The 20,877-nt window shown below is 60.7% G+C and carries 16 protein-coding genes; 7 read left to right on the top strand and 9 right to left on the bottom strand.

The genetic code is table 11. The annotated features are described in order from the left end of the window. Window positions 1-88: 88 nt before the first annotated feature. Window positions 89-2,464 (bottom strand): phosphoenolpyruvate synthase, encoded by a 2,376-nt coding sequence (ppsA, locus tag ABX75_RS00295; protein WP_034099721.1) that lies wholly within the window; start codon window positions 2,462-2,464, stop codon window positions 89-91. A gap of 177 nt (window positions 2,465-2,641) precedes the next feature. On the opposite strand from ppsA, the gene ABX75_RS00290 reads away from it, so the two are divergent. Continuing rightward, complete coding sequence (locus ABX75_RS00290) at window positions 2,642-3,460, top strand: pyruvate, water dikinase regulatory protein (protein WP_034099722.1); 819 nt, start codon at window positions 2,642-2,644, stop codon at window positions 3,458-3,460. 69 nt (window positions 3,461-3,529) lie between these two features. Here the strand turns inward: ABX75_RS00290 and ABX75_RS00285 are convergent, their stop codons facing one another. Beyond that, the gene (locus tag ABX75_RS00285) at window positions 3,530-4,954 is read right to left on the bottom strand and encodes a PLP-dependent aminotransferase family protein (protein WP_034114830.1); all 1,425 of its coding nucleotides are present in this window, start codon (window positions 4,952-4,954) and stop codon (window positions 3,530-3,532) included. Window positions 4,955-5,114: 160 nt separating this feature from the next. Between ABX75_RS00285 and ABX75_RS00280 the strand changes: the two genes are divergently transcribed. The 5 genes from ABX75_RS00280 to ABX75_RS00260 are packed head-to-tail and all read left to right on the top strand — an operon-like array spanning window position 5,115 to window position 10,609. Next, window positions 5,115-6,008: a DMT family transporter gene (locus tag ABX75_RS00280; RefSeq protein WP_167389909.1), complete on the top strand. Its 894-nt coding sequence runs from the start codon at window positions 5,115-5,117 to the stop codon at window positions 6,006-6,008. A 38-nt stretch (window positions 6,009-6,046) separates the two neighbouring features. After that, complete coding sequence (gene moeB, locus ABX75_RS00275) at window positions 6,047-7,909, top strand: molybdopterin-synthase adenylyltransferase MoeB (protein WP_034099725.1); 1,863 nt, start codon at window positions 6,047-6,049, stop codon at window positions 7,907-7,909. Window positions 7,910-7,933: 24 nt separating this feature from the next. Further along, window positions 7,934-8,848, top strand: coding sequence for a PLP-dependent cysteine synthase family protein (locus ABX75_RS00270; protein ID WP_034099867.1), 915 nt, complete (start codon window positions 7,934-7,936; stop codon window positions 8,846-8,848). A gap of 37 nt (window positions 8,849-8,885) precedes the next feature. Then, the gene (locus ABX75_RS00265; RefSeq protein WP_034099726.1) at window positions 8,886-9,878 is read left to right on the top strand and encodes a serine O-acetyltransferase; all 993 of its coding nucleotides are present in this window, start codon (window positions 8,886-8,888) and stop codon (window positions 9,876-9,878) included. 2 nt (window positions 9,879-9,880) lie between these two features. Beyond that, the gene (locus ABX75_RS00260; protein WP_034099727.1) at window positions 9,881-10,609 is read left to right on the top strand and encodes an alanyl-tRNA editing protein; all 729 of its coding nucleotides are present in this window, start codon (window positions 9,881-9,883) and stop codon (window positions 10,607-10,609) included. A gap of 67 nt (window positions 10,610-10,676) precedes the next feature. Here ABX75_RS00260 and ABX75_RS00255 read toward each other — a convergent pair whose 3' ends face one another. The 7 genes from ABX75_RS00255 to ABX75_RS00225 all read right to left on the bottom strand — a co-directional run bounded on the left by ABX75_RS00255 (window position 10,677) and on the right by ABX75_RS00225 (window position 20,069). Further along, the gene (locus ABX75_RS00255; protein WP_144419284.1) at window positions 10,677-11,591 is read right to left on the bottom strand and encodes a hypothetical protein; all 915 of its coding nucleotides are present in this window, start codon (window positions 11,589-11,591) and stop codon (window positions 10,677-10,679) included. A gap of 148 nt (window positions 11,592-11,739) precedes the next feature. Continuing rightward, entirely contained in the window at window positions 11,740-13,224 is a 1,485-nt protein-coding gene (prpD, locus tag ABX75_RS00250) for a 2-methylcitrate dehydratase (RefSeq protein ID WP_034099729.1), read from the bottom strand. Between the two features lie 129 nt (window positions 13,225-13,353). Beyond that, complete coding sequence (gene prpF, locus ABX75_RS00245) at window positions 13,354-14,544, bottom strand: 2-methylaconitate cis-trans isomerase PrpF (RefSeq protein WP_034099868.1); 1,191 nt, start codon at window positions 14,542-14,544, stop codon at window positions 13,354-13,356. An 11-nt stretch (window positions 14,545-14,555) separates the two neighbouring features. Continuing rightward, window positions 14,556-17,150 carry a Fe/S-dependent 2-methylisocitrate dehydratase AcnD gene (gene acnD / locus ABX75_RS00240; RefSeq protein ID WP_034099730.1) on the bottom strand — a complete coding sequence of 865 codons (2,595 nt, stop codon included), beginning with the start codon at window positions 17,148-17,150 and terminating at the stop codon, window positions 14,556-14,558. A gap of 137 nt (window positions 17,151-17,287) precedes the next feature. Further along, window positions 17,288-18,415, bottom strand: a complete 1,128-nt coding sequence (gene prpC, locus ABX75_RS00235) for a 2-methylcitrate synthase (protein WP_047881272.1) — start codon at window positions 18,413-18,415, stop codon at window positions 17,288-17,290. A gap of 41 nt (window positions 18,416-18,456) precedes the next feature. Continuing rightward, window positions 18,457-19,350 (bottom strand): methylisocitrate lyase, encoded by an 894-nt coding sequence (prpB, locus tag ABX75_RS00230; RefSeq protein WP_034099732.1) that lies wholly within the window; start codon window positions 19,348-19,350, stop codon window positions 18,457-18,459. Next, window positions 19,347-20,069 carry a GntR family transcriptional regulator gene (locus ABX75_RS00225; protein WP_034099733.1) on the bottom strand — a complete coding sequence of 241 codons (723 nt, stop codon included), beginning with the start codon at window positions 20,067-20,069 and terminating at the stop codon, window positions 19,347-19,349. Before ABX75_RS00225 ends, prpB begins: the two co-directional genes overlap by 4 nt. Before the next feature lie 268 nt (window positions 20,070-20,337). Here ABX75_RS00225 and ABX75_RS00220 point away from each other — a divergent pair, with 268 nt between their 5' ends. Then, a complete protein-coding gene (locus ABX75_RS00220; RefSeq protein WP_034099734.1) occupies window positions 20,338-20,874 on the top strand; it encodes an ATP-dependent zinc protease in 537 nt (178 codons plus the stop codon). Window positions 20,875-20,877 lie beyond the last annotated feature (3 nt).

Here is a 20,877-nt window from a genome sequence, read left to right as displayed (position 1 = left end):
AAGGGCGGCGTCCACATGGATTCCCGCCCTGTACAGATAAGAATGCCGGTCAACCTCACGGCTGACCGGCACTTTTCACGGATCGACCTCAGGCGGACGCTTGGCCTTCCGCCAGGAAGAACCAAGTTTCCAGCACCGAGTCTGGGTTCAGCGAAACGCTTTCGATACCCTGCTCCATCAGCCATTTGGCCAAGTCAGGGTGGTCCGAAGGGCCCTGACCGCAAATGCCGATGTACTTACCGGCCTTGTTACAGGCCTGGATGGCATTGGCCAGCAGCTTCTTGACCGCCGGGTTACGCTCGTCGAACAGGTGCGCAATGATCCCGGAGTCACGGTCCAGGCCCAGGGTGAGCTGAGTCAGGTCGTTGGAACCGATGGAGAAACCGTCGAAGAATTCCAGGAACTCTTCAGCCAGGATCGCGTTGGATGGCAGTTCGCACATCATGATCACACGCAGGCCGTTCTCGCCGCGGGTCAGGCCGTTCTCAGCCAGCAGGTCAACCACCTGGCTCGCCTCGCCCAAGGTCCGTACGAACGGCACCATGATCTCGACATTGGTCAGGCCCATCTCGTTACGCACGCGTTTGAGCGCGCGGCACTCAAGCTCGAAGCAGTCGCGGAAGGTTTCGCTGATGTAACGCGAGGCGCCACGGAAGCCCAGCATCGGGTTTTCTTCTTCCGGCTCGTAGAGCTTGCCGCCGATCAGGTTGGCGTACTCGTTGGACTTAAAGTCCGACAGACGCACGATGACCTTTTTCGGGTAGAACGCCGCCGCCAGAGTGCTGATGCCTTCCACCAGTTTCTCGACGTAGAAACCCACTGGGTCGTTGTAACCGGCGATGCGCTTATCGACGCTTTCCTTGATATCCAGCGGCAGGCCGTCGTAGTTCAGCAAAGCCTTGGGGTGCACGCCGATCATACGGTTGATGATGAATTCCAGGCGGGCCAGGCCCACGCCGGCGTTCGGCAACTGCGCGAAGTCGAAGGCGCGGTCCGGGTTACCGACGTTCATCATGATCTTGAACGGCAGGTCCGGCATGGCGTCGATGGAATTTTGCTTGATATCGAAGCCTAGCTCGCCTTCGAAGATGAAACCGGTGTCGCCTTCGGCGCAGGACACGGTCACGCCCTGGCCATCCTTGAGCAACTGCGTGGCATTGCCGCAACCCACTACCGCAGGAATCCCCAGCTCACGAGCGATGATCGCCGCGTGGCAGGTACGCCCGCCACGGTTGGTGACGATGGCACTGGCGCGCTTCATCACCGGTTCCCAGTCCGGGTCGGTCATGTCGGAGACCAGCACGTCGCCTGGCTGGACTTTGTCCATCTCGGAGACGTCTTTGATGATGCGAACCTTGCCGGCGCCAATGCGCTGGCCGATAGCTCGGCCTTCCACCAATACGGTACCGGTTTCTTTGAGCAGGTAGCGCTCCATGACATTGGCCGAAGTGCGGCTCTTCACGGTTTCCGGACGGGCCTGCACGATATACAGCTTGCCGTCGTCACCGTCCTTGGCCCATTCGATGTCCATCGGGCACTGGTAGTGCTTTTCGATGATCATCGCTTGTTTGGCCAACTCGCTGACTTCAGCGTCGGTCAGGCAGAAACGCGCGCGTTCGGCCTTGTCGACTTCAACGGTTTTTACCGAACGACCGGCCTTGGCCTCGTCGCCATAGATCATCTTGATGGCCTTGCTGCCCAGGTTACGGCGCAGGATGGCCGGGCGACCCGCTTCGAGGGTGCCCTTGTGTACGTAGAATTCGTCGGGGTTGACCGCGCCCTGTACGACGGTTTCACCCAGGCCGTAGGCGCCGGTGATAAACACCACGTCACGGAAGCCGGATTCGGTATCGAGGGTAAACATCACGCCGGCGGTGCCGGTTTCGGAACGGACCATGCGCTGCACGCCGGCAGACAGGGCAACCAACTTATGGTCGAAGCCCTGGTGCACGCGGTAGGAAATCGCGCGATCGTTGAACAGCGAGGCAAATACTTCCTTGGCCGCGCGGATCACGTTTTCCACGCCGCGGATGTTGAGGAAGGTTTCCTGCTGGCCGGCGAAAGAAGCGTCGGGCAAGTCTTCGGCGGTAGCCGACGAGCGCACGGCAACGGCCATGTCCGGGTTGCCGGCCGACAAGGTGGCGAACGCGGTGCGGATTTCTTCGTTGAGCTTCTCGGGGAACTCGGCTTCCATGATCCATTGGCGGATCTGGGCACCGGTCTTGGCCAGGGCATTGACGTCGTCGACGTCCAGGGCATCCAGCGCGGCGTGGATCTGAGCATTGAGGCCGCTCAGTTCGAGGAAATCGCGGTAAGCCTGGGCCGTGGTGGCGAAACCACCCGGCACCGAGACACCGGCGCCCGCAAGATTACTGATCATCTCGCCGAGGGATGCGTTCTTGCCCCCCACATGCTCTACATCATGGACGCCGAGCTTATCGAGGGAAACTACGTACTCTACCAAGGTGATCTCTCCACTAACTGTGTTGGAAAAGCTCAGGACGCCGGCTGCTCGTGGGAGCATTCACCAGCGTTTGTGGCCTGGACCTGGAAAATAAGTGAGAATGCGGCCCACTGTGGGACGGCAAAATCGCGCCTATCATATCCAAGATTCGTCATCAGCTTAAGGCCCAGGGCTCAAATGAAACGATCTGCTTTCTTTATTTCCGACGGCACCGGCATTACAGCCGAAACACTGGGTCAAAGCCTGCTCGCGCAGTTCGAAAACGTTACCTTCGCCAAATTCACGCGGCCTTACATCGACAGCGTGGAAAAAGCGCGGGCCATGGTACAACAAATCAATCTGGCGGCTGAAAAAGACGGTTTTCGGCCGATCATTTTCGACACCATCGTCAATCAAGACATTCGTGAGATTCTCGCAACCTCGAATGGTTTCATGATCGACATTTTCTCCACGTTCCTGGCGCCACTGGAACAGGAGTTGAGCGAACATTCCTCCTATTCGGTCGGAAAGTCCCATTCCATTGGGCATAACTCCAACTATATGGAGCGTATCGAGGCGGTGAACTTTGCCCTCGACAACGATGATGGCGCCCGCACCCACTACTACGACAAGGCCGATCTGATTCTGGTGGGCGTGTCGCGCTGCGGCAAAACGCCCACCTGTTTGTATATGGCCATGCAATTCGGTATCCGCGCGGCCAACTACCCGCTGACCGAGGATGACATGGAGCACCTGACCCTGCCGGCCGCTCTGCGCGCCCATTCGCACAAACTGTTCGGCCTGACCATCGACCCGGACCGCCTCACCGCCATCCGCAACGAACGCAAGCCCAACAGCCGCTATTCGAGCTACGCCCAGTGCGAGTTTGAAGTGCGCGAGGTGGAAAATCTGTTCCGCCGCGAGAATATTGCGCACATCAATTCCACGCATTTTTCGGTGGAGGAGATCTCGGCGAAGATTCTGGTGGAAAAGGGCGTAGAGCGTAGGTTTAAGTGAGGCAGCTGCAAGTTGAAGCCGCAAGCCACGGCCACTCAGCTCTAAGCTTGCAGCTTGTCGCTATCCCAACTACAGCTGAAACCGCCCCCCTCCCTGCCCCAAGGCCGTGGCCAACGCATCGAACCCCACGCGCAACAACTGATCGTCCCCCGAGGTGTTGCAGATACTCGCCCGGATAAATTGCGGCACGGCGGTCTGCCCCACGGCGAAAGCTTCGGCAGTGGCGATCAGGTAATTATTCTGCTTGAGTTCCGCCTCGATTTCCGAAGCACGCCACGGCTCAGGGACTTCAATCCAGAAGTGCGGACTGTTGAGATGGGTGCGGTACTCCAGCCCCTCCAGAAGGTCGCGCACCAGGGCTTTGCGCCGGCTGATCTCATTGATTTGCTGGCTGAGCAGGTATTGCGCCGTGCCATTTTCGATCCACTGCGTGGCCAGTTCCAGGGTAACCGGCGTGGCCATCCAGCACGTCGAACGCAACGCTGCCGAAATGCGGCTGACCAACGCCGGCGGTGCATGCACATAGCCCACCCGCAGGCCCGCGGATACGGCCTTGCTCAGGCTACTGATCAAAATCGTACGCTCAGGCGCGAAGAAACTCAGCGGCGGCGGCCGATCTTCCACCAGCACACCATGGGCTTCGTCCTCCAGAATCAACAGGTTGTGTTCGCGGCACACCTTGACCAGTGCTTCGCGACGCGCCACCGATAGCACTGCGGTGGTCGGGTTCTGAATCGTCGGTGTGCAGTACAACGCCGAAATCCGGTGATTACGACAGACTTCATCCAGCGCACTGGGCAGTACCCCTTCGTCGTCCATTTCCAGGCCGATCAAGCGGACGCCGAGCATACGCGCGGCAGTGATCAGCCCAGGGTAAGTCAGTTGTTCGGTGACCACGGTGTCGCCCGCGCGCAACAGCGCCATCATTGCGCAGAGCAAGCCATGCTGGCCGCCATTGACGCAGATAACCTGTTCGGGAATCGGATGGAAATCGCGCTGCACCAGCCACTGCGCGCCCGCGTCGCGGTAGCGCGGCAGACCGGCATCCGGGGTGTAGGCACTGATGTCCTGCAAGAACTTGGCGTTGGTCGACAGGGTCTGAAAGCTCTGGGCCAGGAAGGCGGTCTCCTGCCCTGGGATATGCATATTGCGGCTCATGTCGAAGTACTGGCGCGGTTCCTCACTGAAGTTGCGAAACCCTTCATCGCGCTGGCGCTCCATCCCACGCTTGCGCACGAAAGTGCCGTCACCTACCCGAGCCACCACCAACCCAAGGCGCTCCAGTTCACCGTAAGCCCGGCTGATGGTGCCGATAGTCACCCCCAGGTTATCGGACAACACCCGATGGGGCGGCAGTTTTCGCCCCGGTTCAATCAAGCCTTCAAGGATGCCTCGCTCCATCACATCGGATAGGCGCTTGTACTTCACGCCCTGCCCGCTGGACAGCCCCTCACGCATAATTGACACCATGTCAATATTTGTTTTGACAGCCATCTTTCGCCCTAATAGTGTGCTTTTACGGGTTCAATCGCCGAATTTAACCACTCATTACAAGTTCAATATAGAGTTCAATTCCGGCTCAGGGAAGCAATAAACGATGCCAATGTCCGCCGTCCTCGAAAACACCGCCAAAACCAAAACCCAGAAACAGTGGGTGGCCGGGCTGGTGACCAGCGTCATGTTTCTGATCGTTTGCCTGAGCTGGGGCACCACCTGGTTGGGGATCAAGATCGCCGTGGAGAGCGTGCCGCCACTGACCTCGGCGGGCCTGCGTTTTCTGATCGCCTTTCCACTGTTCCTATGCTTTGCCATGGCCCGTCGCGAGCCGATTCTGTTTCCCCGCGAGAGCCGCTGGTTCTTTGTGTTCGTGACCCTGTCCTACTTCAGCGTGCCCTACTACCTGCTCAATTACGGTGAGATGCATGTGTCGTCCGGCCTCACCGCCCTGCTGTTCAGTTGCATGCCAGTGTTCATACTGATTTTCTCGGCGCTGTTCCTGCGCGAGCGCATCTATTTTTCCCAGGTGGTCGGCATCGGCATCGGCTTCGGCAGCCTCTACATGATCATCCGCAGTCAGGGTTTGCACCTGGACCACGCCGAGTTCTTCGGGGTGTTGGCGATTCTGACCGCCGCGATCATGCATGCCTTGTGCTATGTCATTACCAAGCAAAAAGGCAGCGCTATCAGCGTGATCACCTACAACACCCTGCCCATTGGGATCGCCGGGATGATGCTGTTTATCGCCGGTTTGTTGTTTGAAACGCCGACTTTCGATGCCATTACCCTGCGTTCATGGAGCGCGCTGGTTTACCTCGGGTTGGTGGCCTCGGTGGGCGGGTTCATCGTGTATTTCATGCTGCTCAAGCGCTTGAGCCCGATCATCCTGTCGTTTGTGTTCATCATTTTTCCGGTGTTCGCAGTGATCATCGGCGCCTGGTACGAAGGCGTGCCGATTTCCCGCGACCTGATGCTGTACTCGGCCATCCTGCTGGCCGGTTTTGCAATCACCAAACTGCCGATCGAAAAATTGCTGGCCAAGAAAAATTGACCTGCCCGACCCATCACCTTCAACCACGCGAGAGAAACATGGACGTGCTCCGCCCCGACGCCCTGGAACAGATCTACACCCACGCCAGCCGCACCTATCCAGAGGAATGCTGTGGCTTCGTCTTCGCCGACGGCAGTGTGTACCAGGGCAGCAATATCCAGAATGAGCTGCACCGCAAAAACCCCGAGATGTACCCGCGCAGCGCGGCCAATGGCTACACCTTCTCGGTAGCCGACACCCTGCTGATGAACAAGGCGTTTCGCAGCGACAACCCGGTGGTAGTGATCTACCACTCACACCCGGATGTCGGCGCCTATTTCAGCGACGAAGACCAGGACAAGGCACTGTTCATGGGCGAACCGATCTACCCGGTCAGCTACCTGGTGGTCGATGTTCGCCAGGGCCAGGCCCTGGGTTCCAAGCTGTTTGCCTGGGATGGCAAACAGTTCGCTCTTAACCCTTTCAACGACCTGCACACGGAGTTGTCCATGAACGCTGTCTCTTTCCCCGACATTCTGGTCCGCGTGGCCAAGCTGCCGGAATCGACCCTTGAGGGCACCGGATCGACATTGCGCGAAGTCATTGAAAACCTCTGCAGCAGCCACCCGCAACTGCGTCCGCATCTGTTCCACGAAAAGAACAACCAGCTCAAGGAACACTTCCTGTTTACCGCCGAGCAAGAGCTGATCAGCGCCGACGACCCGCTGCCGGAAAAAGCCAGCATCGAAGTGCTGCTCGCCACGTCCGGTGGGATGGACGTGGACACCCTGAGCAACGAAGAAGTACAGCGCTACGTGCGCCACATCACGCTCCCCGGCGTGGGTCGCGAAGGTCAGTTGAACCTCAAGAAAGCCAAGGTGCTGATCATCGGCACCGGCGGCCTCGGCTCGCCCATCAGCCTGTACCTCGCGGCGGCCGGCGTGGGCACCCTGGGGCTGGTGGACTTCGACGTGGTGGAAAGCAGCAACCTGCAACGCCAGATCGTCCACGGCAACAGCACTCTCGGCCTGCCGAAGGTCGAATCAGCCAAACAGCGCTTGCTGGACCTCAACCGGCATATCCGGATCAATGCCCACGACACCGCCCTGAATGCCGACAACGCCCTGGACCTGGTGGGCGCCTATGACCTGGTGATCGACGGCACCGATAACTTCGACACCCGCTACCTGGTCAACGACGCGTGCGTACAGTTGGGCAAGCCCTTGGTATACGGCGCGATCTACCGTTTCGACGGGCAGATCAGCGTGCTCAACTACCAGGGCGGGCCGTGCTACCGCTGCCTGTTCCCCAGCCCACCGCCCGCCGAACTGGCGCCCAATTGCAGCGCCGGCGGTGTCATCGGTGTGCTGCCGGGAGTGGTCGGAATGATCCAGGCCACCGAGGCCATCAAACTGTTGATCGGCATTGGTGAACCATTGTCCGGCCGGTTGATGCGCTTCGACGCCCTGGCGATGAAATTCAGCGAGATCCGCTTCAAGCGCCGCGCCGACTGCCCGTGCTGTTCGGACCTGCGTCACAGCCAAGCAATAGCGCCGGCCGTGTGCGCCGATGCCATGCCGCGCGCACCTTCACTGGCCGAGGAACGCTACATCAAGCCCCAAGGGCTCAAACAGGTCATCGAACACCCCAGCAGCGCCGACGTACTGCTGGATGTACGCGACGCCAGTGAACTGGAGGTATGCAAGTTGCCGGGAGTGGTGCATATCCCCCTGGCGGAGCTGGATGGGCAGCTGGATCGCCTCAGCCGCGACAACACCCATTACCTGATCTGCTATGCCGGCACCCGCGCCGAGCAGGCCGCCAGCACGTTGCTGGCGGCGGGCTTTGCCAACACCAAAGTCCTGCAAGGCGGCATGAAGCACTGGGTTCGCGACGTCGAACCCGACATGCCTTTGTACTGACCACCGGCCATGGGTTCCTACCTCATGCTGCATAACTCTATTCTCGACGCCATCGGCCAGACGCCCATCGTGCGTCTGGCGCAATTTTCCGAAGACCTCGGCATCGAGGTCTACGCCAAGCTGGAATCCCTCAACCCCGGCGGCAGTCACAAGGCGCGCATCGCCCTGGGCATGATCCTCGATGCCGAGCGCCGAGGCGTGCTGATCCGGGACTCCGGGCAAACCATCATCGAGCCCAGCGGCGGCAACACCGGCATCGGCCTGGTCATGGCCGGCAACGTGCTCGGCTATAAGGTGGTGCTGGTGATTCCCGACAATTACAGCCCGGAAAAACAAAAATTACTGCGCCTTTACGGGGCCAAAGTGGTGCTGTCGGACAGCCGTCTCGGGAACAACTCCCATGGCGAAAAGTGCATGGAATTACAGCTGGAAAACCCCAGCTACGTGATGCTCAACCAGCAGCGCAACGGCGCCAACCCGCAAACCCACCGCGACACCACCGCACGGGAAATCATCCGCGCCTTCGGCGACCGCCATGTGGACTACTTCGTCAGCGGCATCGGCACCGGCGGGCATATCACCGGTATCGGCGAAACCCTGAAGACCGCCTGGCCCGCCATCCGTGTGATGGGCGTGGAGCCGGAAGAATGCGACCTGCTGAAAAACCAACACGCACCGCACCATATCCAGGGTCTGTCGATCGGGCTGATCCCCAGCATCCTCAACGTGGATGTGATCGACGGCATGCTCAAGGTGTCGCACCAGGACTGCAAGGACATGATGAAACGCATCATGCGCACCGATGCCATCAGCCTGGGCCTGTCATCTGCCGCCAATATGGTGGCCATCGCCAGGCTCGCTCCCGAATTACCGCCCGAAACGGTGGTGCTGACCATGGTCTACGACAATGCCGACAGCTACCTGCCCAGTTTCGACTAACCGGTTTTCCAACCCTCCAGAATGCGGGGATGCCTCCATGGGCGGCTTTATCGACATGCAACACCTGCACGATGAGTTGCTCACCCATCTCATCAAGACCCTGACGCCCGCGCAGATGAAGCAATTGGAGCCGCATCTGGCGCCGCTGATCCAGAACGCCGCCCAAGCGATTGCCGAGGATTTGATCGCCTATGCCTATCGCGACCCGGCATCCCGTGGGCGGGGCGAGCTGATTCTGGAGTCCTATGCGTCGTTCAAAGCGGTGCTGTACTACCGCCTGGCCCATCTGGTGTGGAATTTTCCCGACACCCCCAACGGCATGTTCTCGCGCATCGCCCTCAAACTGAGCAACCAGGGCAAGGTGCTCTCAGGTGCCGAAATTCACCCGGCGGCCCGTATCGGCCGGCGTTTTGTGCTGGACCACGGCTACGGCACGGTGATTGGCGAAACCTGCGAGATCGGCAACGACTGCTACATCCTCTGCGGCGTCACCCTGGGTGCCCGGGGCATTGCCAACAACCCCGACGGCAAGCGCCATCCGCGCCTGGGCAACAACGTCGAGGTCGGCTCCGGGGCCCGCGTGCTCGGCTATGTGCTGATCGGCGACAACGTGTTTATCAGCCCGTCCTGTGTGATTACCCAGGACGTGCCGGCCGGCACCAAGGTCAAGGTGGTCAACCAGATCCAGCTGCAAAAGCACGATGAGTCGGACAACAGCAAGTACCTCGGTGCGTTCGCCTTGGACGAGCGCCTGCATGTGGTCGGCGAGATCAATACGAGCCACAAGGTCACCGTGCTCGATGCCGATTTCCACCCGCTGCCGGGATTGATGCTGGAGCCCACCGTCAAGGAGCGCCATCACCTGCAGTTTCGTCTGCACCGCGTAGAACCCGCCAGCCACCTGCCGCGCCTGCCGCTGAACCTCAAGGTTTGCGGGCCGGAATTCGAGATCACCCTGCTCTCTCCCCCTGGCTTGAGTGCAATGGTGCGTCATCTATTGCAAGCCAGCCCACTGATCGTCGGAGGATGAACATGTCCGTGCATACCATGGAAACCCTGGCGCTGTTCGACAGCGCGCCCTATCAGAACGCCTTCAGCGCCCGGGTGATTGCGGTCAGCGAACACGGAATCGCGCTGGAGCACACCTTGTTCTACCCCACCGGTGGCGGCCAACCAGGCGACACCGGGCACTTCACCTTGCCGGACGGCACCCGGGTGGAAGTGATCGGCACCGTGCGCGACCCGGCCTTGCGTTCGATTATCTGGCACCAGGTCGAGCAGCGGCCCGAACAGTTGACCGCCGGCGTGCAGGTGGATGCCGGCCTGGACTGGGAGCGGCGCTACCAGCACATGAAGATGCACACTTGCTTGCACCTGCTGTGCTCGCTTATCGATGCGCCAGTGACCGGATGCAGCATCAGCGCCGACAAAGGCCGCCTGGATTTCGACCTGCCGGAAATGACCCTCGACAAAGACACCCTCACCCGCGACCTCAATGCCCTGATCGAACAGGCGCACCCGGTCAACACCCTGTCGATGCCCGCGTCGGAATACAGCACTTTATTGCAGATCACCCGTACTCAGGCCGTCGCACCGCCGGTGATGCAGGGCTCGGTGCGAGTTATTGAAATTGCCGGTATCGATATCCAGCCTTGCGGCGGCACCCATGTGCTCAACACCGAGGAAATTGGGCGGGTGTTCTGCGAGAAGATCGAGAAGAAGAGCAAGCACAACCGCCGGGTGATTTTGCGGTTCGAATGAAACGCCCCATAGGTGGCGGTCAATAGAGGGGTGGATAGACCTCCTCTCTATCGACCTGATTGTTGCCTTAAGATTTTGCTGCTTTGGCTTTTAGGAGATTAGTGAGCTCCTCTACTTGCCGCTGCAGATGTTCGAGCACCTTGCCGTACTGAACGGACATCTGTTCTATACGGGCACGAAGTTGCTGGTTTTCACGCAGGTAATCATTGACGCCGGGATTCTCGGACGGTGTGTCGTTGGCTGCCTGAGTGGACGGAGCTGCGTTATTCGTGTCTGGCGTATCATCGACCGCGGAAGGATCCGAGGGGGTCGTGCCCCGAGCGTCCGAGCCTTGAGGAGCAACCTGATTGGATGGAGCCCCGCCCTCGTGCAGCCTCTCAGCCAACGCTTGTATTTGCTCTTGAAACTTCGTGACGATCGCTTCGAATTGAGTTTGCATGCGCACAACCGCTTCCTTCAGTTGCTTATTTTCGAGCGTCAGCTGCTGAAAACTCTGCGGCGTCTGTTGCTCTGACACCGGTGGGTTTTCCGACCGGGCTGCTACTTCAGACGGTGCGCTGCTCCGGGAACCGCTACTAGCGTCTGGCGTCGATGGCGAACCTTCTTGTACAGGCGCCCCGCTTTTGCCGAATTGTTCCTGGAGATTATTCAGTTGCTGGCTAAGTTTGATAATTTGCGGCGAGAACTCAGTCCTCATTTGTTCTAGCTTTGCACGCAGTTCTTGGTTTTCTTTAGACAGCTGCGCCAGTGCGGCGGGATCAGCTTGTGTGGCCGCTGCAGTCGAGTTGACGATGCCACGATGTGCAGAAAACTGCCCGCGTTGTTGCGTCGACATCGAATGCCGGGGTGACGCTGAAGGGGAATGGCTGCTTGGCGATTCCTGCACTTCGGCATTGCCCTCATTCCGATCGGACGATGGCTTAGGAGGCATTTCGTAGTTTGCGTGATAAGGCGCGTACTGTTGAGTGTTTACACTGGTCATGAGGCATCTCTCAGGTTCAAGAAGTTATCCAAGACGGCCCGGTGGCGGGCCGTCTGACTACCTGATTGGCAGCTACCTGAAAACGGTTCCTCATAAGTAGGAAACATGACTCTCAAAGAGCGTCTTCGCTATGCCTCGAAAGTCACCGTCAGATCACCCATGCGTCCACAAACCGGTTCACCGGCGTCGCCTCAAGCCGTGCCTGGTCGTTACACAACGCAAAAATTTCGGCACTGCGCTGCGCGCTGAACCGCGTGGCTAGGTTGGCCTTGAACTTGTCTTCCAGCAACGGAATGCCCTGTACCCGACGGCGACGATGACCAATCGGATACTCCACCACTACCTCTTCGGTGCAGCTGCCATCGGTGAAGAACACCTGCACCGCATTGGCAATCGAACGCTTGTCGGCCTCCAGGTATTCGCGGCTATAGCGCGGGTCTTCGACGATGACCATCTTGTCGCGCAGCTCGTCGATGATCGGGTGCGCAGCGTGGAACGCATCTTCGTAGTGCTCGGCCACCAGGTTGCCAAACGCCAAGGGCACGGCGGTCATGTATTGCAAGCAGTGATCGCGGTCGGCGGCGTTGGCCAGTGGGCCGACCTTGGAAATGATGCGAATCGCCGACTCGTGGGTGGTGATCACGATGCGTTCGATCTCGTGCAGACGGTTCTTGACCTGCGGATGTAACGTCACCGCCGCTTCGCAAGCGGTCTGCGCGTGAAACTCGGCGGGGAAGCTGATCTTGAACAGCACGTTTTCCATCACGTAAGTGCCATAAGGCTGACTCAGGCTGAACGCCCGCTTGTCTTCGGGCTTGAGGGCCAAGTCCTGGTTGGTGTGGCTGAACAGCACGTCATAGAAGCCCCATTGCGGCGCGCTCAACACCCCGGGGATGCCCATTTCGCCGCGCAGCGCGATGTCCGCCAGGCGCACGCCGCGGCTGGAAGCATCCCCCGCCGCCCAGGATTTGCGCGAACCGGCATTCGGCGCATGGCGATAAGTGCGCAGTGCCTGCCCATCGACAAACCCGTGGGACAGCGCCGACAGCAACTGCTCGCGATTGGCCCCCATCAGTTTGGCGCTGACGGCGGTGGAGGCGACTTTCACCAGCAGCACATGGTCGAGGCCGACACGGTTGAACGAATTTTCCAGGGCAATTACGCCCTGGATTTCATGGGCCATGATCATCGCTTCCAGCACCGCACGTACCGTCAGCGGCGCATCGCCATTGGCCACGCGCTTTTGCGACAGGTGATCGGCCACGGCGAGGATGGCGCCCAGGTTATCCGAGGGGTGGCCCCATTCGGCGGCCAGCCAGGTGTCGTTGTAGTCGAGCCAGCGCACGCTGCAGCCGATGTCCCAGGCCGCCTTGACCGGGTCCAGTCGATAGGAAGTACCCGGCACCCGCGCGCCGAACGGCACCACCGTACCTTCCACCATCGGCCCCAGATGCTTGGTGCATTCCGGAAAACGCAAGGCCAGCAGGCCGCAGCCGAGGGTGTCCATCAGGCAGTAGCGTGCGGTGTCCAGCGCGGTTTGCGACTCGATGCGGTAGGTGAGGACGTAATCGGCGATGTCCTGCAAGACCTGGTCATAGTCAGGACGATTATTCTGGTCGACATTGGCGCTCATGGCAGTTCTCCACAGTGGGTTAGGGGTTGCTCCGTCCTCAGGGTCAGGGTTGATCGCTTCGCAGGTCTGAGTGCCTGCTTATGGCTGTGGGAGGGGCTTGCCGCCTCCCACAGAGGATGGGTGCCGGGCTTAGAAAGCGTCGCCGGGGATGCGTACGAAACCTTCCATCAACACCCGCGCACTGCGGCTCATGATGGCTTTCTTCACCACCCATTCACCGTTCACTTGAGTGGCCTCGGCGCCAACGCGCAAGGTGCCGGACGGATGCCCGAAACGCACGGCGTTGCGCTCGACACCCCCGGCCGCCAGGTTGACCAGCGTCCCGGAGATTGCCGCCGCAGTGCCGATCGCTACCGCCGCGGTGCCCATCATGGCGTGGTGCAACTTGCCCATGGACAGGGCGCGCACCAGCAAATCCACATCGCCGGCCTTGATCGCCTTGCCGCTGGACGCCACGTAATCGGCGGGTTTGGCCACAAACGCGACCTTCGGCGTGTGCTGACGCTGGGCGGCTTCGTCCAGATGCTTGATCAAGCCCATACGCAAAGCGCCATGGGCGCGCACGGTCTCGAACATCGCCAGGGCCTTGGGGTCGCTGTTGATCGCGCCTTGCAGTTCGGTGCCGGTGTAGCCGAGGTCTTCGGCGTTGATAAAAATCGTCGGGATACCGGCGTTGATCAGCGTGGCCTTGAACGTGCCCACACCCGGCACCTCCAGCTCGTCCACCAGGTTGCCGGTGGGGAACATCGAGCCGCCGCCGCCCTCTTCTTCCGCCGCCGGGTCCATGAATTCCAACTGCACTTCGGCGGCCGGGAAGGTCACGCCGTCCAACTCGAAGTCGCCGGTTTCCTGGACCGCGCCGTCGGTGATCGGCACATGGGCAATGATGGTTTTGCCGATATTGGCCTGCCAGATGCGCACCACGGCCACGCCATCTCGCGGCACGCGGGCCGGGTCCACCAGGCCGGCGCTGATGGCGAACGAGCCCACCGCCGCCGACAGATTGCCGCAGTTACCGCTCCAGTCCACGAATGGCTTGTCGATGGAGACCTGACCGAACAGATAGTCCACGTCGTGCTCGGGGCGAGTGCTTTTGGCCAGGATCACGGTTTTGCTGGTGCTCGACGTGGCGCCGCCCATGCCGTCGATCTGTTTGTCATAGGGGTCGGGGCTGCCGATCACCCGCAGCAACAAGGCGTCGCGTGCGGCCCCCGGCACCTGCGCCGACGCGGGCAGGTCCTGGAGGCTGAAAAAAACGCCCTTGCTGGTGCCGCCACGCATATAGGTGGCGGGGATTTTGATTTGCGGTGCGTGTGCCATGTTCATCCTCTTCAGGCGGTCGCCGCCGATTCCAGGAAGTCCTGGGCAAAACGTTGCAACACGCCGCCCGCTTCGTAGATCGACACTTCTTCGGCAGTGTCCAGGCGGCAGGTCACCGGCACTTCGACACGTTCGCCATTCTTGCGATTGATCACCAGGGTCAATTGCGCGCGCGGGGTGCGGGCGCCGACCACGTCATAGGTTTCGCTGCCGTCGATCTGCAAGGTATGGCGGTTGGTGCCCGGCAGGAACTCCAGCGGCAACACGCCCATGCCCACCAGGTTGGTGCGGTGAATACGCTCGAAGCCTTCGGCGGCAATCGCTTCCACACCGGCCAGACGCACGCCCTTGGCCGCCCAGTCACGGGACGAGCCCTGACCGTAATCGGCGCCGGCGATGATGATCAACGGCTGCTTGCGCTCCATGTAGGTTTCGATGGCTTCCCACATCCGCGTGACCTTGCCTTCCGGTTCGATGCGCGCCAGGGAGCCCTGCTTGACCTTGCCGTTCTCGACGACCATTTCGTTGAACAGTTTCGGGTTGGCGAAAGTGGCGCGCTGCGCGGTCAGGTGGTCGCCACGGTGCGTGGCGTAGGAGTTGAAGTCCACTTCCGGCAAGCCCATTTTCGCCAGGTACTCACCGGCGGCGCTGTCGAGCATGATCGCGTTGGAAGGCGAAAGGTGATCAGTGGTGATGTTGTCCGGCAGCACCGCCAGCGGGCGCATGCCCTTGAGCGGCCGCGCCCCGGCCAGCGCGCCCTCCCAGTACGGCGGACGGCGGATATAGGTACTTTGCGGGCGCCAGTCGTACAGCGGCGCGACTTTCGGGCCGGTGTCCTCGTGCACCGCGAACATCGGGATATACACGGCGCGGAACTGCTCCGGCTTGACCGACGCCTGAACCACTGCGTCGATTTCCTCATCGCTTGGCCAGATGTCCTGCAGGCGGATTTCCTTGCCATGGGCGTCGTGGCCGAGCACGTCCTTTTCGATATCGAAACGGATGGTGCCAGCAATCGCGTAGGCCACCACCAACGGCGGCGACGCGAGGAACGCCTGCTTGGCGTACGGGTGAATACGCCCATCGAAGTTGCGGTTGCCCGACAGCACGGCGGTGGCGTACAGGTCGCGGTCGATGATTTCCTGCTGGATCACCGGGTCGAGCGCGCCGGACATGCCATTGCAGGTAGTGCAGGCAAACGCCACCACGCCAAAACCGAGTTTTTCCAGTTCATGGCCCAGGCCGGCTTCTTCCAAGTACATGGCCACGGTTTTCGAACCCGGTGCCAGGGACGATTTGACCCACGGCTTGCGTGTCAGCCCCAGTTTGTTGGCATTGCGCGCCAACAAGCCGGCGGCGATCACGTTGCGCGGGTTGCTGGTGTTGGTGCAACTGGTGATGGCGGCAATGATCACGGCGCCGTCGGGCATTTGACCGGGCACTTCGTCCCATTGGCCGCTGATGCCTTTGGAGGCTAGGTCGCGGGTGGCGACGCGAGCGTGGGGGTTGCTCGGGCCGGCCATATTGCGCACCACGCTGGAGAGGTCGAAGGTCAGGCCGCGCTCGTATTGCGCGCCCTTGAGATCGTCGGCCCACAACCCGGTGTGACGCGCGTACTGCTCGACCAGCGCGACCTGTTGGTCTTCACGCCCGGTGAGTTTGAGGTAAGCGATGGTCTGTTGATCGATGTAGAACATCGCCGCGGTGGCGCCGTACTCCGGAGCCATGTTGGAGATGGTCGCGCGGTCGCCGAGGGTCAGTTTGGACGCGCCCTCACCGAAAAATTCCAGCCAGGCGCCAACCACTTTCTGTTGGCGCAGGAACTCGGTCAATGCCAGCACCATATCGGTGGCGGTGATGCCCGGTTGCAGCTTGCCAGTCAGCTCCACGCCCACGCTTTCCGGCAGGCGCATCCATGAGGCGCGGCCGAGCATCACGCTCTCGGCTTCCAGGCCGCCGACGCCGATGGCGATCACGCCCAGGGCATCCACATGGGGGGTATGGCTGTCGGTGCCGACGCAGGTATCGGGGAACGCCACCCCGTCGCGCACCTGGATCACCGGAGACATTTTCTCCAGGTTGATCTGGTGCATGATGCCGTTGCCCGGTGGGATCACGTCGACGTTCTTGAACGCCTTCTTGGTCCACTCGATAAAGTGGAAACGGTCTTCGTTGCGACGGTCTTCGATGGCGCGGTTTTTCTCAAAAGCCTGCGGATCGGCACCGCCCGCTTCGACGGCCAGGGAGTGGTCGACGATCAACTGAGTCGGCACCACCGGATTGACCTGCGCCGGGTCGCCGCCTTGTTGGGCGATGGCATCGCGCAGGCCGGCGAGGTCCACCAGGGCGGTCTGACCGAGAATGTCATGGCACACAACACGTGCCGGGAACCACGGAAAGTCCAGGTCGCGCTTGCGCTCGATCAGTTGGCTCAGGGAGGCGTTGAGGGTGGCGGGGTCGCAGCGACGCACCAGGTTCTCGGCAAGCACACGAGAGGTATAAGGCAGCGTGGCATAGGCACCGGGACGAATGGCATCGACCGCCGCACGGGCATCGAAGTAATCCAGGCGACTGCCGGGGAGCGGTTTGCGAAATTCAGTGTTCATCGGTCAGGACTCGGTCACGGTGATTGCAAAAGGAAGACCTGCGCCGATCCAAAATTGAAATGCGACTTCAATGTGGAAGGGGCTTGCCCCTCCCACACTGGGTCCGGTTTCTACTTCGAGATCGTCGGTGTTCCCATTCAGCGACGTTCGATTGGCACGAACTTGCGCTGCTCGACGCCGATGTACTCGGCGCTCGGACGGATGATGCGGTTGTTGGCACGTTGTTCGAACGCATGGGCGGCCCAGCCGGTCAGGCGCGAGCACACGAAGATCGGCGTGAACAGCTTGGTCGGGATGCCCATGAAGTGGTACGCCGAGGCATGGTAGAAGTCGGCGTTGGGGAACAGTTTCTTCTGCTCCCACATGGTCTTGTCGATGGCTTCGGACACCGGGAACAGCACGGTGTCGCCCACTTCATCGGCGAGTTTTTTCGCCCAGCCCTTGATCACTTCGTTACGCGGGTCGCTGTCTTTGTAGATCGCGTGGCCGAACCCCATGATCTTGTCTTTGCGCGCCAGCATGCCAAGGGTGCCTTCCACCGCTTCTTCGGCCGAGGCGAAGCGCTCGATCATTTCCATCGCCGCTTCGTTGGCGCCGCCGTGCAGCGGGCCGCGCAGGGAACCGATGGCGGCGGTGACGCAGGAATACAGGTCGGACAGGGTCGAGGCACAGACCCGCGCGGTGAAGGTCGAGGCGTTGAATTCATGCTCGGCGTAGAGGATCAACGACACGTTCATCACTTTGACGTGCAACTCGCTCGGCGTCTTGCCGTGCAGCAGGTGCAGGAAGTGGCCGCCGATACTCGGCTCGTCGCTCACGCAGTCGATGCGCTGGCCGTCGTGGCTGAAGCGGTACCAGTAGCACATGATCGCCGGGAAGGCAGCGAGCAGGCGGTCGGTGACATCGCGCTGGGCGCTGAAGTCTTTTTCCGGCTCGATATTGCCCAGGAACGAGCAACCGGTGCGCATCACATCCATCGGATGGGCGTCGGCGGGTATGCGTTCGAGCACTTCTTTGAGCGCCTGAGGCAGGTCGCGCAATTTGCTCAGCTTGGCACTGTAGGCCGCCAATTCGGTTTTGCTCGGCAGCTCGCCGTACAGCAGCAGGTAGGCGACCTCTTCGAATTGCGCGTCGGCGGCCAGTTCACGCACGTCGTAGCCGCGATAGGTCAAGCCGGCACCGGCCTGGCCCACGGTGGACAGTGCAGTCTGCCCGGCCACCTGACCACGCAGGCCGGCGCCACTCAATACTTTTGCTTCAGCCATGGTTCTTCTCCAATTTTGTAGTTATCTGGGAGGCGCTGCGCTTATTTCTTGGCGGCGAACAGCGCGTCGAGCTTCTGCTCGAAGGTGTGGTAGTCGATGCGATCGTAAAGCTCCATGCGGGTTTGCATGGTGTCGATCACATTCTGTTGAGTGCCGTCGCGACGGATCGCGGTGTACACGTTTTCGGCGGCCTTGTTCATGGCACGGAAGGCCGAGAGCGGGTACAGCACCAGGGAAACATCCGCAGATTTCAACTGTTCGGTGGTGTACAGCGGGGTCGCGCCGAATTCGGTGATATTGGCCAGGATCGGCGCTTTCACCCGCGCGGCGAACAGTTTGTACATCTCAAGCTCGGTGATTGCTTCCGGGAACACCATATCAGCGCCGGCTTCGATGCACGCTGCGGCACGCTCCAGAGCGGACTCCAGGCCCTCGACGGCCAAGGCATCGGTGCGCGCCATGATCACGAAGCTGTCATCGGTGCGCGCATCCACGGCAGCCTTGATGCGGTCGACCATTTCCTGCTGGGACACGATTTCTTTGTTTGGACGATGGCCGCAGCGCTTGGCCCCAACCTGGTCTTCGATATGGATGGCGGCCGCGCCGAACTTGATCATCGACTTGACGGTGCGCGCCACGTTGAACGCCGAGGAGCCGAAACCGGTGTCCACGTCCACCAGCAGCGGCAAATCACACACGTCGGTGATGCGGCGCACGTCGGTCAGCACGTCATCCAGGCCGGTGATGCCCAGGTCCGGCACGCCCAGGGAGCCGGCGGCCACCCCGCCGCCCGACAGGTAGATGGCCTTGAACCCCGCGCGCTTGGCCAGCAGCGCATGGTTGGCGTTGATCGTGCCGACCACCTGCAAGGGGTGCTCACTGGCCACCGCATCACGGAAACGCTGGCCTGGCGTGCTGTTATTGTTGGAACTCATGACTCACCTCGCTGAGTGGCTGTCTGGGTGGCGCCGTCGGGGAAATGACGGGCGATATTGCGCTTGGAGGCGCCGATATGCCGGCGCATCAATAATTCGGCCAGTTCGCCGTCGCGGTCGGCAATCGCATCCAGAATGCGATGGTGCTCGGCAAACGCCTGGCGTGGACGGTTAGGCGTGGCGGAAAACTGGATGCGGTACATGCGCACCAATTGGTACAGCTCGCCGCAGAGCATCTGGGTCAGGGTACGGTTGCCCGCGCCTTGAATGATGCGGTAATGGAAATCGAAGTCGCCTTCCTGCTGGTAATAGCCGACACCGGCCTGGAACGCCGCATCCCGCTCATGGGTATGCAGCACCTGGCGCAACTCTTCGATCTCGGCGTCGGTCATGCGCTCGGCCGCCAGGCGACAGGCCATGCCTTCCAGGGATTCGCGGATTTCGTACAGCTCGATCAGCTCGGCATGGCTGAGCGAAACCACTCGCGCGCCTACATGGGGCACCCGCACCAGCAGGCGCTGGCCTTCCAGGCGATGGATCGCTTCACGTAGCGGGCCGCGGCTGATGCCATAGGTGCGCGCCAGTTCCGGCTCGGAGATCTTGCTGCCGGGGGCGATCTCACCTTTGACGATGGCGGCCTGGATACGCCGAAAGACGTTCTCCGACATTGTTTGGGAGTCGTCCGACGCCACCGTCGGAAGCTCTGCTTGAACCCGCATATTGTCGACACCTTTAAAACCAATGCGGCAAAAACTAGCCAATAGACCGCTGCTAGTCAAAGAATAAATGCACATTGTCGACAATCGTCTAATAACCTCCCTGCGATTGCGCACAACATGGCCGGCTGCCAGCGCTGGCGTCAGAAAAGCATCATGCTAGAATGCCCGCCGCCTTTGCCTGACGTCTTTTGATGAAAGGGCGTACCAGAGATTGCGCAGTCATGCCAGTCGCCATGAATGAACATCGCACTGCACTGCCTCAGGATCTATGACACTCAAGCCCCTCCCCCTATTGTTTTGCCTGCTGGCCATCCCAAGCCTTGGCGCTGCCGCCGAGAAGACTGTGTATGGCCTCAACGAATACGCCCAACTGGCCGGCATCGACCTGGAAGTCGCCGCCAAACTGGACACCGGCGCCAAGACCGCCTCCCTCAGCGCCCGCGATATCAAACGCTTCAAGCGCAACGGTGAGTCTTGGGTGCGCTTCTACCTGGCGATCGACACCGCCCACTCCCACCCCATCGAACGCCCCCTGGCCCGGGTCAGCAAAATCAAGCGCCGCGCCGGTGACTACGACCCCGATGAGGACAAGAACTACACCGCCCGCCCGGTGATTGCCCTGGATATCTGCATGGGCACCGCTTTACGCAGCATCGAAGTGAACTTGACTGACCGCAGCGCTTTCCAATACCCGCTGCTGATCGGCTCCGAAGCACTCAAACGCTTTGATGCGCTGGTCGATCCCAGTCTTAAATATGCAGCAGGCAAACCCGCCTGCGCCGCCGACGCTCATACCGCCGAGTAACCC

This window comes from Pseudomonas sp. ARP3 (assembly GCF_001029595.1).
In the GTDB taxonomy this organism is placed as follows: Bacteria; Pseudomonadota; Gammaproteobacteria; order Pseudomonadales; family Pseudomonadaceae; genus Aquipseudomonas; species Aquipseudomonas rhodesiae.
This window is presented reverse-complemented; position numbering and strand designations above follow the sequence as displayed.

Coding starts and splice junctions, on each gene's coding strand:
- acnD (WP_034099730.1), bottom strand. CDS start 17,150: ATGAACACTGAATTTCGCAAACCGCTCCCCGGCAGTCGCCTGGATTAC.
- ABX75_RS00255 (WP_144419284.1), bottom strand. CDS start 11,591: ATGACCAGTGTAAACACTCAACAGTACGCGCCTTATCACGCAAACTAC.
- prpB (WP_034099732.1), bottom strand. CDS start 19,350: ATGAGTTCCAACAATAACAGCACGCCAGGCCAGCGTTTCCGTGATGCG.
- ABX75_RS00260 (WP_034099727.1), top strand. CDS start 9,881: ATGTCCGTGCATACCATGGAAACCCTGGCGCTGTTCGACAGCGCGCCC.
- ABX75_RS00285 (WP_034114830.1), bottom strand. CDS start 4,954: ATGGCTGTCAAAACAAATATTGACATGGTGTCAATTATGCGTGAGGGG.
- prpF (WP_034099868.1), bottom strand. CDS start 14,544: ATGGCACACGCACCGCAAATCAAAATCCCCGCCACCTATATGCGTGGC.
- ABX75_RS00220 (WP_034099734.1), top strand. CDS start 20,338: ATGACACTCAAGCCCCTCCCCCTATTGTTTTGCCTGCTGGCCATCCCA.
- ABX75_RS00290 (WP_034099722.1), top strand. CDS start 2,642: ATGAAACGATCTGCTTTCTTTATTTCCGACGGCACCGGCATTACAGCC.
- moeB (WP_034099725.1), top strand. CDS start 6,047: ATGGACGTGCTCCGCCCCGACGCCCTGGAACAGATCTACACCCACGCC.
- ABX75_RS00265 (WP_034099726.1), top strand. CDS start 8,886: ATGGGCGGCTTTATCGACATGCAACACCTGCACGATGAGTTGCTCACC.
- prpC (WP_047881272.1), bottom strand. CDS start 18,415: ATGGCTGAAGCAAAAGTATTGAGTGGCGCCGGCCTGCGTGGTCAGGTG.
- prpD (WP_034099729.1), bottom strand. CDS start 13,224: ATGAGCGCCAATGTCGACCAGAATAATCGTCCTGACTATGACCAGGTC.
- ABX75_RS00225 (WP_034099733.1), bottom strand. CDS start 20,069: ATGCGGGTTCAAGCAGAGCTTCCGACGGTGGCGTCGGACGACTCCCAA.
- ABX75_RS00270 (WP_034099867.1), top strand. CDS start 7,934: ATGCTGCATAACTCTATTCTCGACGCCATCGGCCAGACGCCCATCGTG.